Here is a 13,529-nt window from a genome sequence, read left to right as displayed (position 1 = left end):
TATAGAAAAACTATTGATAATATAGAAAAATTTTGGGCTTGTTCATCGCTTTTTTAGGGTGAAATAGTCTATACTAAAAAAGTGAGATTTGGAAAGGGGGCTAGCATTTTGAATATGGAATCAATATTAGGATTTGCACCGATCATATTGATGTTCGTGGCGATGTGGTTCATTTTAATCCGTCCTGCAAAAAAAAGACAGCAGGAAACGCAAAATATGCAAAGTAGCTTACAGCGTGGAGATAAAGTTATTACAATCGGTGGCTTACATGGTGTTATCGACTCAATTGAGGACACAGCTGTCACTTTAGTAATCGCTGATAATGTGCGCGTTAAATTTGACCGTCAAGCAATTGGACGTGTCGTAAATGATCAAGTTTAATATGATTAGGCGTTGTCCCAAATAACCTTTGGACAACGCCTTTGCCATTTTAAAGGCTATGTCGAAATGCGTATAATTTTGCCACACTTTTTTGTATAAAAAGCAACAGATACGGTCACCTTGATAGAGTGGGGGTGTTCGTATGGAAGAATATTTAGCAATTATTTTTAGGACATGCTTTTTATATGTTTTTATACTTATTGTTTTTCGATTAATGGGCAAGCGAGAAGTCGGTGAACTATCTGTTATCGATTTAGTCGTTTTCGTCTTGATTGCAGAAGTAGCTGCCTTTGCGCTAGATGATTATGAAAACCCATTATTTAATGCTATTTTACCGATTATTATTTTGCTCTTTATTCAAATATTGAGTGCTTATTTATCGTTGAAGAATAAGAAAATACGTGATTTAGTTGATGGCGATCCAGCTCTGCTTGTCAAAGATGGAATTATCCAAGAAAGCGAGATGCGAAAACAGCGCTATAATTTAGATGACCTTTGCCAGCAACTACGTGAAAATGGCATCTCCTCTGTTACGGAAATAGCTTATGCCTATTTAGAGCCTTCTGGTAATCTTTCCGTTTATAAAAAAGATGAAAAGGCTTTTGTCTATCCGCTTATTATCGATGGTGATATCCAAGACCGACATTTAATGCTTATCCATAAAGATGAAAAATGGTTAATGGATGAGTTAGCTAAAAGTAATATTCATGATAGTAGTACCGTGTTCTTTTGTATATGGGAGGACAATCGACTTCATATTCAATTGAAGGAACATTAGACCTTCTTCGCTAATTTCCGAATATAGTGGAAATCTGTAAAACGCAATTGATTGGACATTAATAATAACGTAAATAGTAAAAATAATGTGACACAACTACTTAAAATAAAAGGTAGTGGCAGTATTTGCATAAAGAAATATTGGGCAATACAAACGGCAATGAAGCAACTATAAGGGACAACAAACATACGGAAGCCGGCGCGTAAATTTTTGCGCTGTCTGACCGTAGCAATATGCAAGAATGATGTAAGTAAAACGCCGAAGCCAATGGCTACAACAGCTCCTTTTTCTTGGATGCCAGGTTGAGAGGCCAGTACAAACATAACGAATAGTTTACCGAGTCCACCATAAATGGAGTTCATCATGGCAGCGCGCGCCTCACCAACGGCCTGCAAAATGGAATGTAATGGACTTTGAATATAATAAAAATAAAATATAGGTGCTAAAATTTTCACATAGCCTCGGTTTTCTTCTAGATGAAATAATTTCATGGCTAGCTCGTCACCGTGAACGAAAAAATATGTGGCGGCAATGCAGCCTACTAAAGAAGATAAGCGCAACGAAACGGAAATACGTTCCTGTAAAAGCGCATTGTGTTGGCGTGCAACAGCATCACTAACAGCAGGAATAAGGACAATAGAAAGTGCTGTAGACACAAAGGCTGGGAATAGTAGCAAGGGCACTAAAACACCAGAAATGACCCCATATAAAATAGTAGCGGCAGAGGCCGTTAATCCTGCCATCGTTAATGCTTTTAAAAAAATAATCGGTTCTAAAAACCAAGTGAAGGAGCCAAATAGTTTGCTTCCTGCAGATGGGATGGCTACCCGAAGCATTGGTGAAGCTGGATAAGACTCCACTTTGCTTTTCTTTGGTAATAATCTCCTCTTTGAAACGGCGTAATGTAGCCATAAATACAGGAACGCAACAACTTCAGCTAAAAGGGTGATACCCATAGCAGAAGCCGCCGTTATGGAAGCATTATTATAAGCTGCAACCAATGGTAGCATAAAGGTAATAAAGCCGATGCGGACAACTTGTTCAAGCATTTGTGCCCATGCAGTTGGTGTAATTTTAGCAACGCCCTGTAAATAAGCGCGGAGCAATCCTGAACCGACCGAAACAGGCACGGCAAACAGTGCAATCCAAAGTGTAAATGTTGTTTGTTCATTATGTAACAGAGTAGTAGAAATATAAGGTATTGTTAGTGCTAAAAGTGGCATAAAAACAATCATGCCAATAAATGACCAAATGATTGCCGTACGCATCACGCCAAAAATGCTTTCACGTTTATTTTTTGCTAGTAATTCTGCCACAATTTTTGCTACAGCGATAGGTAGTCCAAGTTGAATGAGTGAGATGAAGAAAATAAATGCAGGATAGGCGGTCATATAAATACCGACTGCTTCTTCACCAGCAATGCGCATAAACTGCATTCTATAAAAGAAGCCAAAAAGTTTAGATAAAAAAATAACAAACATTAAAAATAGTGTACCTCGTACAAAAGAACTCATGCCATCCGTCCCTTCTCAAGCCGCAAAAATTCATTTACACTATTTGTATGCAAACACTTCTTACGATACAACTTTGATTGGAGATGATTCAAAATGAGTATGCAACATGCACAACTATTTGAAAAAATTCGTCCGGCAATTGATAGTAAGATTGCAGAGTTTAAGTATTATAAATATGATGCGATTTCCGCAGAAGAATTATGGCGTTATTGTGTAGAAAAAAAATGGCGCAAAAAAAATGTTGAGCAATTACGATTATATGAAATTATCGCAACTATATTTGCAGTATCGCCGTCTGATATTGTATCATTCAATCAAGTAGAGTTTTTACAAAGTGATAATTGGTTTGCAGAAATAAACACCGAGGAATTAAAATCATTGCTTGGGCCATTAAAAACACAAGAAGAATATGTCGTTTCTGTAAAAGATTAATAAGAATACTACAGTGTTGAATTGACACCAAGCGCAACGTGTTTCATAATGAGTGTGTTGCGCTTTTTTACTTTGTACAAGCCATGTCTAAAAATAGGCTGTAAAAGATTGTAAGGGACTTTGCTTTCCCTACATAATTGTTCCGCTTACTATTCATAATGAAATGGAAGACGCATCTTCTATTGGTACGGAATTTGCGCGTTATTGAACGATTGAAATAAGTAAAGCAAACCTTTTGAAGCACGAGCTACATAATTCTAAAGGAAAAGGAGGAATACACGTTTCAAAAGGTATTGCTAGTATACTTGTTTGCAGTGTAAGGGATGCCCTTGCACCAATTCGAGGAGGATTTATAGATGAAATTAAGAAGTCGAATTGTTGCATTCGTGCTACTTTTGGTGCTATTTGCAGCTTCCATGGGTACGACTGTAGATGGCGTCTTAAAGGACATTAAGCTTGGTCTTGATTTACAAGGCGGGTTTGAGGTACTTTATGAGGTCAATGAATTAAAAGAAGGACAAAAAATCACACCAGAAGTTGTAACCGCAACGGCAACTGCTCTTGGTAACCGTGTCAATGCAATTGGGGTAAGTGAACCAAGCATTCAGGTTGAAGACAAAAACCGTATTCGTGTGCAATTAGCGGGGGTTGAAGACCAAGAATCTGCTCGTAAAATGTTATCTACATCTGCGAATTTAACATTCCGTGATGTCGATGATAATTTATTATTAGATGGTGATGATTTAAAAGCTGATGGTGCGACGGATTCCTTTGACCAACAAAACCGTCCAATTGTTTCGCTAACGTTAAAAGATGCGAAAAAATTTGCAGATATTACAAGTAAAATTGCTGCCAAACCACAAGGTCAAAATTTACTTGTTGTATGGCTAGACTTTGAAGAGGGTGTCGATTCTTATAAAGCGGAATCACAAAAAGCGAAGCCTCGCTATGCATCTGCAGCAACAGTGAGCCAAACATTAAATACAACGGATGTTATGATCAGCGGTAATTTTACAGTTGAAGAAACTAAAAATTTAGCAGGCATTTTAAATGCTGGTGCACTTCCTGTGAAGCTTGATGAGATTTATTCTACATCAGTGGGCGCACAATTCGGTGACCAAGCATTGAAAAGTACAGTGTTTGCAGGTATTGTAGGCGTAATTGTTATTTTCCTATTTATGCTATTCTACTACCGTTTACCGGGCTTTATCTCAATCATTACACTTGCTATTTTTACATTCTTAGTTCTTGTTGTGTTCGACTGGATTAATGCCGTATTGACATTGCCAGGTATTGCAGCGATTGTGCTCGGAATAGGGATGGCCGTGGATGCGAATATTCTAGCGGCAGAACGTATTCGAGAAGAGCTGCGTGTTGGTTATTCGGTTAAACAAGCATTCCAGCTTGGTTCAAAACAATCTTTATCAGCGATTGTCGATGCACAGTTAACAACATTATTAGCTGCAGCCGTATTATTCTACTTCGGGACAAGCTCTGTTAAAGGATTTGCTACAACATTAATCATTAGTATTTTACTAAGCTTCCTAACGGCTGTGTGGGGTTCACGTGTACTACTAGGGTTACTTGTAAATAGTGGTTATTTCAATAACCCAGCATGGTTTGGTATCCCGAAATCGAAACAACATAGCTTAGATGAAAATATCGGTACATTAAATTTATCAACTAAATTTGATCGTTTCGACTTTGTACACAACCGTAAAAAGTTCTATACGTTCTCGTTAGCTATTTTTGTAGCAGGGATTGTTGTACTAGGGATTTTCCGTTTAAATCTTGGTATTGACTTCTCAAGTGGTACACGAGCGCAAATAGAAGCAGATCAAACGTTAACAAAAGAAGAAGTTTCAAAATATGTGACTAGCATCGGTTTCCCATCTGATGATATCGTGCTTTCAGGTGAGAAAAATAACATGGCGGTTATCCGTTATAAAGATGACTTATCACAAAGCGACATTTTAAAATTCAAAAAGGTAGTTGGTGAGAAATATGGCCATGAGCCTGGAGTAAGTACAGTTTCTCCAACTATCGGTAAAGAGCTAGTGAAAAATGCGATTAAAGCATTATCACTTGCTGCACTTGGCATCATCATTTATGTAGCCATTCGATTTGAATGGCGTATGGGTGTAGGTGCGATTATGTCACTGCTACATGATGTATTCTTAATTATCGCTGTCTTTAGCTTTATGCGCTTAGAAGTGGATATTACGTTTATTGCTGCCGTACTGACAATTGTTGGTTACTCCATTAACGATACAATTGTTACATTTGACCGGATGCGTGAAAACTTAGCGCAATATGATACAATTAAAGACCGTGAAGTATTAGCGAACATTGTTAATAAATCGTTGCGTCAAACGATGGGACGTTCGGTGAATACGGTGTTAACTGTAATTATCGTAGTCGTGTCACTCCTTATTTTCGGTGCACCATCTATTGAAACGTTCTCTATCGCATTATTAATCGGTTTAATTACAGGTATGTATTCTTCTATCTGTATCGCAGCCCAAATCTGGTACTCATTAAAAGTACGTGAGATGAAAAAATCAGATGGTCAACTGCGGAAAAAAGAGAAAAAACAATGGGGAACAGACGAACCTACTGTTTAATAAATACTTAAAAGAGCCATCTCAACATCAGTTGAGATGGCTCTTTTTTTTGAAAAAGACCTTCATGCCGCCCAATCTTTGTTTTAGCTATTAATTAAGAATCTCCATTTACTACTAAAAAGCAGACTAATTTATATATTCTTAGAGTATCAATTGATTTTTAAAAAAGGTTTTGCTAAATTTTAAATAAAAAAAGGAGGTCTTATTTTATGCGTAAGAGTATTACCTTTATAACTTTTTTTGGGATATTAGTATTTCTACCTCTTGTAAATATTTTAGTTGAAGAAGTTTCTGCTTCAACTAAAACTACAGAATCCGGATACATAGAGTATAGAAAAAATATTTTTGTAAATAAAGAATTGATTGATGAAGATGGAAAATTAGTATATGAAGCCGCATGTCTACTTGAACTTCTTAATTCTCAGCAAACTCCAAAATTTATTCAATATGCTATACCACAAGAGGAAAATTGCGTTTTTTGGTATAAACAAGAATTTGATACTACACCATACAATTATGTTAATGGATTGATAAATGGTCTCCCTTGGTCTATAGCATCAGTTGAAATTAAAGACCCTAGAATTACGATTCCATTAGGTTTAATTGTCGGTATGTTAGAAGCCATTAAAGCACCTAATACGATGTATGGGGCAATAGAATATTATAATTGTTATTATCCTAACGGTGGTGATTTTAAGAAAGTTATGAAATTAACGAAATACTATTGGGATCCAAACAGAACCGCTCAAGCAAAAGTATATGTTGGATAAATTAGAAAAAATCTCTCTAATTAATTTGATAGTCTTTCTTGTTATATACAGAGAAAGAGGGTGAATTTATTATAAAAGCAAACTTTTTTATGATGTTTTTGGGCATAATGATTGGGTTAACAACCGGTTTTCTAATCATTAATAATGAAATAGAGGTAACTACAAGCATATTTCTAATAGTATTCTTGATATTGGCAGTGCTCATGTTAATGGCTCTGTTATATAAAAATTATAAAGTTAAACTTCAAGAAAATAATCAAGATGACTAGTAAAACTGGTGGTTTCGGGGTGTAGACAAACTCCGAGGTTTTCACGTTTGTCTACAGTCCGTTTTATTTTAATTATTGAAAATACTGCTGTTGATTTTTCCTGCGTGCTGAAGCTTTATGCAAAAAAGATTACTAAATAAAGGTAAACTGTGACTAATAGGAGACCTTGTTGGTCAATATCAACTCCTAACTTAATGAATGGGCAAAGTTTAAATGAATTGAAGTGAAGATTTGCTCGACTCTTGGGGAACAACATGAGACGTAAGACACCAAACGCAACGGAGGAGTGCCCAAAGGAAGCAAGCAGCGCAGTAACACAAATCAATAAGTCCTATAAAAATTGAAGTGATAGTGCTTATAATTCACTAACAAATGCGAATAGAAATAAGCAGCTTTTTAATCTTTTTATCAGAATTGGTTGACAATTATTGTAGGTTGGCATAGAATAAGGCTAACTTTTCGTTCGGTATATGGTAGAAGGTCTCGGGAGCGAGATCGACCTTAGAACAGATGAGCAGAGCATAGATGAGAATAGCTGAGAAATTGTTGAATAAGAGTAGTAGCATAAGTGTGCAATGTAGAGAGTCAGTGGTCGGTGTAAACTGATTTGTAGCTTATGTGAATGGACTTATGAGAGTTGCTATATAATAGCAAACGGATTCCCCACGTTATCGGGGGTGCTTCCATCATGACGGTTGTGTGTTACACAACTGTTGATTAGGCGCATGCCTGAAAATCCTTCGCCTGAAACCACAGCGATTGATTTAATTTACGATAAAATGGTTGAAGCACATAAGTGAGAGCTTTTTAGCTCTAATATGAGGTGGCAACGCGGTCATGATCGTCCTCTGTAATTAGGAATTTTCCTTTTTGCAGAGGGCTTTTTTGTTTTGTTTTGATGCTTTTCCCAACTCGTATATGCAAATTTATTTTAATAAAGGGGTTTTGTCGATATGCAAACAACCAGTTCAAGAACAAAGATGAAAACAATCAATGGGGATTCATTAACACCAATCTTAATTTTTAGACGCTTGCAAGGCACCCATAAATTTTTACTGGAGAGTTCAGCACAGCATGAAGGCGCAGGACGTTATTCTTTTATCGGCGCTAATCCACGAAAAACCTATAAAGGTGTGGGCGATGAGATAGAGGAATATTCCTATAAAACAGGAAAAACGTATACACATAAAGGTGATCTTTTTGTACTGTTGAAGCGCTTGATGCCACGTATTTCTAATACAACCGAATTTCCTTTTTCAGGTGGTGCCGTTGGTTATATTGGTAGTAATGCAACGAACATCGTTTTAAATCATCAAGGAATGTTAGAACTACCAGATGTTCATTTCCATGTCTATGAAACCATTATTGTGTTTGACCATCTAACGGATGAGGTGACTTGCATTCATACGAACATCGATGCAGAAAAAAAAGAGCCAAATTTAGAGGAGCTAGCTCACCAGTTGTTAACGGGCAATGAAGGGGAGGATACTACATGGAGTTACGATGGACTAACAACGCTATCAAATCAAGAACTTGAATCCACTGTGACATCGTTAACTAAGACGTTAAGCGAAGAGCATACACGTGTTGTCCTGTCCAAACGCTTTATTGCCAATATACAAGGAGATGCATTGGCGCTCTATCGCCAATTACGTAAAAAAACGCCTGCGCCGTACATGTATTTTGTCACTTTCGATGATCATATTGTGCTGGGAACATCACCTGAAAGTTTAGTTCGAGTACAAGATGAACATGTCATTGCGACGCCAACGGAAGGCTCTTGTGCACGAGGTGCAACAAACGTAGAAGATTTAGATAATGAACGTCAGCTATATGAAAATGCTGAGGTAAGGAAATCGCATGCAAGTCTTGTTTCGGCTGTACAACAAAAACTAGCCACTGTTTGTTTCCCTGATTCTATCAAGCTAGTTGAAACGATGAAAATTGAGCGGTCAAAGCAAGCAATGCATATGACATCACGTCTGGAGGGGCAGCGCTTACCGATGCTTCATGCAGTAGATGTATTGGCTGCTATGATGCCAACATTCGCAGCTATTAATATCGCAAACGAGCAAACAGTAGAAAAAACAGCTCAAACAGCAGGTGTTTTTGGTGGAGCTATTGGATTTATAGGGTTTAATGGGCATTTAGATTTTTCATTAACAGGCAAATCCATTGTAGTGGAAAACGAAAAGATGCATACACAATCCACTGTTATGGTAACTAAATATTCAAATGTCGGCAGTGTATTGACACATGTAACAGCAGAACAACAGTTGTTTTTACAACATTTAGAATATGAAGGTGGGGCTAAATGATGGACAGTATACAACAAAAGGTACAGCAACGACAGCATTTAATGTATGAAGAAATGATTGAAGCAGCTCAATGGATGTTCCAACAGGCGACGCCAAAAGATGCTATCGCCCAATTTTTAATAGCCTTATCTGCAAAGGGTGAAACGGCACATGAAGTTGCAGCATTAGCCACAGTAATGCGTTCGTTTGCGCTCCAAGTGCCAGCAGAAGCTGGGGTTTATATGGATAACTGTGGTACAGGCGGAGACGGCTTAAATACATTTAATATTAGTACTGCATCAGCCTTTGTCTTGGCAGGAGCAGGCGTTAAAATGGCGAAGCACGGGAATCGCAAAATTTCTTCTGCATCAGGTAGTGCAGATGTGTTAGAGGCTTTAGGTATTCATACGAATATATCGATTGAACAAACACTGACACTTTTAGAAACAGAAGGAATTGCCTTTTTATATGCTCCAAATGTCCATCCGAAATTAAAACGCATTGGGGAAGTACGACGTGCCTTAGGAAAGCCTACTATTTTTAATCTTGTCGGCCCACTGACAAATCCCGTCCCTTTAGCCACACAATTTACGGGCATTAATCGTCCCAACTTTGTAATGGAATATGCCTCTGTTTTACAAATGCTTGGACGGGAGCGGGCGATTGTCGTTTCTGGTCCGAAAGGGTTAGATGAAGCATCACTTGCCGGTCAAAATACAGCCATCTTAGTAGATAAAGGTGACTTAATTCCATTTGCCTTAACAGCAGAAGATGTCGGGCTACACTATGCACCCCTAGAAGCGATACGCGGTGGCAATGCTGATGAAAATGCAACTATTATGCGTAAATTACTCGCTGGTGAACAAAGTGCCTATTTCGATACGGTATTGTTAAATGCCGCAATAGGTTTGTTCAGCCAAGGAACAGCACAAACCGTTCAAGAAGGTGTTGAAATGGCAAAAGATAGTATTTTCAGCGGCCGTGCATTGCAGAAATTAGAGGCAGTTGTTGCCTTTAGTGAAAAAATAAAAGAAGTGGAGATTGGGCTATGAATATATTAACAAAAATAATTGAACAGAAGAAAATAGAAGTAGACGCATTGCTTACACAGCCAGATCCATTAGCCAATTGCAACGAGATAAAACGTAACGCTCTTTTTGCAACGTTAAAGTCTGCTGATACGTTACAAGTTATCGCCGAAATGAAACGCGCATCTCCATCCAAAGGTCTTATTGCAGAGGGCGCTAATCCAGTAAAACAGGCAAAAATTTATGCACAAGCTGGTGCAGCCGCCATTTCGGTTTTAACAGATAAAATGTTTTTTCAAGGCTCGTTTGAAGATTTAGCAGCCGTTGCGAAGGCGGTTCAAACGCCACTTCTGTGTAAAGACTTTATGATTGACCGTGTGCAAATTCGCTTTGCGAAGGCTGCTGGAGCATCAATCATTTTACTTATCGTTGCAGCACTTGACGATGTAATGTTACAAGATTTATATCGCTTCGCCACAAGTTTAGGTCTTGAAGTATTAGTCGAAGTGCACGATATTGAAGAGCTTGAACGAGCACTCGCTGTTGGGGCAAAGCTAATTGGGGTCAATAACCGAGATTTGCGTACATTTGAAGTGGATTTAGAGCGAACAAGAGAAATTGCAAAAGTCTTTCCATTTGGGGAGCAACGTATGCTTATTAGCGAGAGCGGAATTTGGCATAGTGATGATGCCAAAAAGGTTGCAGCGATGGGAGCAAGTGCTGTTCTTGTAGGAGAGTCATTAATGCGCAGTGGTAATGCAGGTGTAGCACTTCAACAATTACAAGTAAATAAAGCAGGTGCATTACTATGACGAAAGTGAAAATTTGTGGTTTGAAAGAAGTCCAGCATGTGCAAGCCGCAGTGCAGGCAGGTGCAGATGCCATCGGTTTTGTCTTTGCGCCAAGCAAACGTCAAGTAACCATTGAACAAGCGCAACAATTGGCCAAACATGTACCCGATGGAATAAAGAAAATTGGTGTCTTTGTCAATCCAACGCCTGAAGAATTACGTTCGGCAGTATTAACTGTGCCATTGGATTATGTACAGTATCATGGTGAGGAATCTCCAGCGTTTATTATCCAACAAGGCTATCCATCCATTAAGGCTTTGTCTGTGCATTGCGCTGAAGATGTGCAGGCAGCTACTAACTATGATGTGGATTATTACTTATTTGATGCACCTGGCACAGATTATAAAGGTGGTAGTGGACATACATTTGATTGGACATTACTTGAAGCTGCTGGTATTCCACAACATAAACTAATTTTAGCTGGTGGTTTAAAATTAGACAATATTCAAGAGGCACTGTCACTCGTATCACCTTTTATGGTAGATGTTTCAAGTGGTGTGGAAACAGAGGGTAGTAAGGATACAGCAAAAATAACAGCATTTCTACAAGCAGTAAAGAGGGGGAGAGTATAATGCATTCATTGGCAAATAGCGTACCAACAAAGGAAGGGCGCTACGGAAAATTTGGTGGGCAGTATGTCCCAGAAACTTTAATGACAGCATTAATTGAATTAGAAGCAGCATTTGATGAAGCGATGGCAGATCAGGCATTTACAAACGAGTTAGCATATTACTTAAAGGAATATGTAGGACGTGAGACGCCACTGTACTTTGCTGAAAATTTAACGAATGAGCTTGGTGGTGCCAAAATTTATTTAAAACGTGAAGATTTAAACCATACAGGCGCACATAAGATTAATAATGCGATTGGCCAAGCACTTCTTGCTAAGCGTATGGGAAAAAAGAAAATCGTCGCGGAAACAGGTGCAGGGCAACATGGTGTAGCGACAGCGACTGCTTGTGCTTTATTGAATTTGGAATGTGTCGTATTTATGGGTGCAGAAGATATTAAACGACAGCAATTAAATGTTTTCCGTATGGAGTTACTTGGCACAAAGGTAGAGTCTGTAGAGACAGGATCAAAAACATTAAAAGATGCTGTCAATGCTGCACTACGTTACTGGGTGACGAATGTTGAAGATACACATTATATTTTAGGTTCAGCTCTAGGTCCACATCCATTCCCAAAAATTGTACGTGATTTCCAACGTATCATTGGTGTGGAGACAAGAACGCAAATATTGGAAAAAGAAGGGCGTTTACCCGATGCAGTAGTCGCATGTATAGGCGGTGGTAGCAATGCGATTGGCATGTTCCATCCATTTGTAGATGATGAAGCGGTCGCATTATATGGTGTAGAAGCAGCTGGCAGTGGTATTGACACTGGAAAGCATGCAGCAGCTATTGCTGGTGGGCAGTTAGGCGTTCTACACGGAGCGTATATGTATTTACTGCAAGATGACAATGGTTTTGTGCAGGAGGCTCATTCCATTTCGGCTGGCCTTGATTATCCTGGTAAGGGGCCTGAACATTGTTATTTGCATGATATTGGTCGAGCAAAGTTTGATTCGATCACAGATACTGAGGCGCTTGAAGGTTTACAATTACTAAGTCGGACGGAAGGAATATTACCTGCATTAGAAAGTGCTCACGCCATTGCCTATACTGCGAAGATTGCACAAGAAATGGATGCAGATGATATTATTGTTGTTTGTTTATCGGGTCGCGGGGATAAGGATGTCCATACGGTACGTGCAGTACTTGGAGGTGAGCAATCATGACCAATTTACAACAGGCAATTGAACAAGTAAAAAATGCAGGGAATAAAGCTTTTGTGCCCTATATTATGGCGGGGGATGGAGGACTTAGTACAGTAAAGCCCACCATCTTGTCGCTACAAAAAATGGGGGTAACAGCTATTGAGATCGGAATTCCTTTTACCGATCCTGTTGCAGACGGTCCTACTATTGAGCAGGCTGGTGAGCGCGCATTAGCAGAAGGTGTAACATTGCGTAATGTTTTGGAGACACTTGCATCATTCCGTCAAGAAATTACTGTGCCATTAGTCGTGATGACCTATTTTAACCCTGTTTTAGCTTATGGCTTAGAGCAATTTGCTAGTGCTTGTGTGGCAGGGGGTGTCAAAGGATTAATCGTCCCTGACGTACCACTTGAAGAAAGTGCCATACTGCGTCAAACGTTAAATCCCCATGGTGTGGATATTGTGCAGCTTGTATCATTAACAAGTCCACCAGAGCGAATTGCTCGTATTGCAGCGGCTAGTCAAGGCTTTGTCTATGCTGTAACGGTGAACGGCATTACGGGAGCACGTCCAAGTTTTGCGGATGATTTAGAAGGTCATTTTCAACGTCTGCGAGAGATGTGTCACATACCGGTATTAGCTGGCTTTGGTATTTCAACACCACAACAAGTTGTGAGCATGGGAGCACTTGGGGACGGCGTCATTGTAGGCAGTACAATAGTAGAGGCCTTGCATAAAGGCAACGTTGCGAAGGTCGAGGCATTAGTCGCTGCCTCAAAAGGAACGATTGAGACGTCAACGCCTTTATAGCAAATTGTGTGAGA

The 13,529-nt window shown here is 39.0% G+C and carries 12 protein-coding genes and 1 other annotated feature; of the genes, 11 read left to right on the top strand and 1 reads right to left on the bottom strand.

Going from position 1 to position 13,529, the window contains the following annotated elements; translation table 11 throughout:
* Positions 1 to 114: 114 nt before the first annotated feature.
* On the top strand, positions 115 to 381 hold the full coding sequence (yajC, locus tag T479_RS15285) for a preprotein translocase subunit YajC (RefSeq protein WP_024363168.1): 267 nt from the start codon (positions 115 to 117) through the stop codon (positions 379 to 381).
* Positions 382 to 523: 142 nt separating this feature from the next.
* Positions 524 to 1,159, top strand: a complete 636-nt coding sequence (locus T479_RS15280; protein WP_024363167.1) for a DUF421 domain-containing protein — start codon at positions 524 to 526, stop codon at positions 1,157 to 1,159.
* Here T479_RS15280 and T479_RS15275 read toward each other — a convergent pair.
* Positions 1,156 to 2,673 carry a putative polysaccharide biosynthesis protein gene (locus T479_RS15275; protein ID WP_024363166.1) on the bottom strand — a complete coding sequence of 506 codons (1,518 nt, stop codon included), beginning with the start codon at positions 2,671 to 2,673 and terminating at the stop codon, positions 1,156 to 1,158. The genes T479_RS15280 and T479_RS15275 overlap by 4 nt on opposite strands.
* Before the next feature lie 93 nt (positions 2,674 to 2,766).
* Here T479_RS15275 and T479_RS15270 point away from each other — a divergent pair, with 93 nt between their 5' ends.
* From T479_RS15270 to trpA, 9 genes are all read left to right on the top strand, one after another.
* On the top strand, positions 2,767 to 3,105 hold the full coding sequence (locus tag T479_RS15270; protein ID WP_024363165.1) for a post-transcriptional regulator: 339 nt from the start codon (positions 2,767 to 2,769) through the stop codon (positions 3,103 to 3,105).
* A gap of 356 nt (positions 3,106 to 3,461) precedes the next feature.
* Positions 3,462 to 5,729: a protein translocase subunit SecDF gene (secDF, locus tag T479_RS15265; protein ID WP_025220111.1), complete on the top strand. Its 2,268-nt coding sequence runs from the start codon at positions 3,462 to 3,464 to the stop codon at positions 5,727 to 5,729.
* Positions 5,730 to 5,938: 209 nt separating this feature from the next.
* Complete coding sequence (locus T479_RS15260; protein WP_025220110.1) at positions 5,939 to 6,499, top strand: hypothetical protein; 561 nt, start codon at positions 5,939 to 5,941, stop codon at positions 6,497 to 6,499.
* Between the two features lie 806 nt (positions 6,500 to 7,305).
* Positions 7,306 to 7,620: a binding site (T-box leader), on the top strand.
* A gap of 101 nt (positions 7,621 to 7,721) precedes the next feature.
* Positions 7,722 to 9,086 carry a chorismate-binding protein gene (locus T479_RS15250; RefSeq protein WP_025220108.1) on the top strand — a complete coding sequence of 455 codons (1,365 nt, stop codon included), beginning with the start codon at positions 7,722 to 7,724 and terminating at the stop codon, positions 9,084 to 9,086.
* Complete coding sequence (gene trpD / locus T479_RS15245) at positions 9,086 to 10,117, top strand: anthranilate phosphoribosyltransferase (RefSeq protein ID WP_025220107.1); 1,032 nt, start codon at positions 9,086 to 9,088, stop codon at positions 10,115 to 10,117. Before T479_RS15250 ends, trpD begins: the two co-directional genes overlap by 1 nt.
* Positions 10,114 to 10,905, top strand: coding sequence for an indole-3-glycerol phosphate synthase TrpC (gene trpC, locus T479_RS15240; protein ID WP_025220106.1), 792 nt, complete (start codon positions 10,114 to 10,116; stop codon positions 10,903 to 10,905). Before trpD ends, trpC begins: the two co-directional genes overlap by 4 nt.
* On the top strand, positions 10,902 to 11,516 hold the full coding sequence (locus T479_RS15235; RefSeq protein ID WP_025220105.1) for a phosphoribosylanthranilate isomerase: 615 nt from the start codon (positions 10,902 to 10,904) through the stop codon (positions 11,514 to 11,516). The genes trpC and T479_RS15235 overlap by 4 nt, the downstream gene beginning before the upstream one ends.
* Positions 11,516 to 12,724 (top strand): tryptophan synthase subunit beta, encoded by a 1,209-nt coding sequence (gene trpB / locus T479_RS15230; protein WP_025220104.1) that lies wholly within the window; start codon positions 11,516 to 11,518, stop codon positions 12,722 to 12,724. Before T479_RS15235 ends, trpB begins: the two co-directional genes overlap by 1 nt.
* Complete coding sequence (gene trpA, locus T479_RS15225; protein ID WP_025220103.1) at positions 12,721 to 13,515, top strand: tryptophan synthase subunit alpha; 795 nt, start codon at positions 12,721 to 12,723, stop codon at positions 13,513 to 13,515. Before trpB ends, trpA begins: the two co-directional genes overlap by 4 nt.
* The last annotated feature ends 14 nt before the right edge of the window (positions 13,516 to 13,529 follow it).

It is taken from the genome of Lysinibacillus sphaericus (genome assembly GCF_000600105.1).
Classification (GTDB): domain Bacteria; phylum Bacillota; class Bacilli; order Bacillales_A; family Planococcaceae; genus Lysinibacillus; species Lysinibacillus sphaericus.
Note: the sequence above shows the minus strand (reverse complement) of the source record. Positions and strands in the feature narration are given on the sequence as shown.

What these genes read in the sequence shown, in the direction of transcription:
- yajC (WP_024363168.1), top strand. Translation starts at nt 115, where the DNA reads ATGGAATCAATATTAGGATTTGCACCGATCATATTGATGTTCGTGGCG.
- T479_RS15280 (WP_024363167.1), top strand. Translation starts at nt 524, where the DNA reads ATGGAAGAATATTTAGCAATTATTTTTAGGACATGCTTTTTATATGTT.
- T479_RS15275 (WP_024363166.1), bottom strand. Translation starts at nt 2,673, where the DNA reads ATGAGTTCTTTTGTACGAGGTACACTATTTTTAATGTTTGTTATTTTT.
- T479_RS15270 (WP_024363165.1), top strand. Translation starts at nt 2,767, where the DNA reads ATGAGTATGCAACATGCACAACTATTTGAAAAAATTCGTCCGGCAATT.
- secDF (WP_025220111.1), top strand. Translation starts at nt 3,462, where the DNA reads ATGAAATTAAGAAGTCGAATTGTTGCATTCGTGCTACTTTTGGTGCTA.
- T479_RS15260 (WP_025220110.1), top strand. Translation starts at nt 5,939, where the DNA reads ATGCGTAAGAGTATTACCTTTATAACTTTTTTTGGGATATTAGTATTT.
- T479_RS15250 (WP_025220108.1), top strand. Translation starts at nt 7,722, where the DNA reads ATGCAAACAACCAGTTCAAGAACAAAGATGAAAACAATCAATGGGGAT.
- trpD (WP_025220107.1), top strand. Translation starts at nt 9,086, where the DNA reads ATGGACAGTATACAACAAAAGGTACAGCAACGACAGCATTTAATGTAT.
- trpC (WP_025220106.1), top strand. Translation starts at nt 10,114, where the DNA reads ATGAATATATTAACAAAAATAATTGAACAGAAGAAAATAGAAGTAGAC.
- T479_RS15235 (WP_025220105.1), top strand. Translation starts at nt 10,902, where the DNA reads ATGACGAAAGTGAAAATTTGTGGTTTGAAAGAAGTCCAGCATGTGCAA.
- trpB (WP_025220104.1), top strand. Translation starts at nt 11,516, where the DNA reads ATGCATTCATTGGCAAATAGCGTACCAACAAAGGAAGGGCGCTACGGA.
- trpA (WP_025220103.1), top strand. Translation starts at nt 12,721, where the DNA reads ATGACCAATTTACAACAGGCAATTGAACAAGTAAAAAATGCAGGGAAT.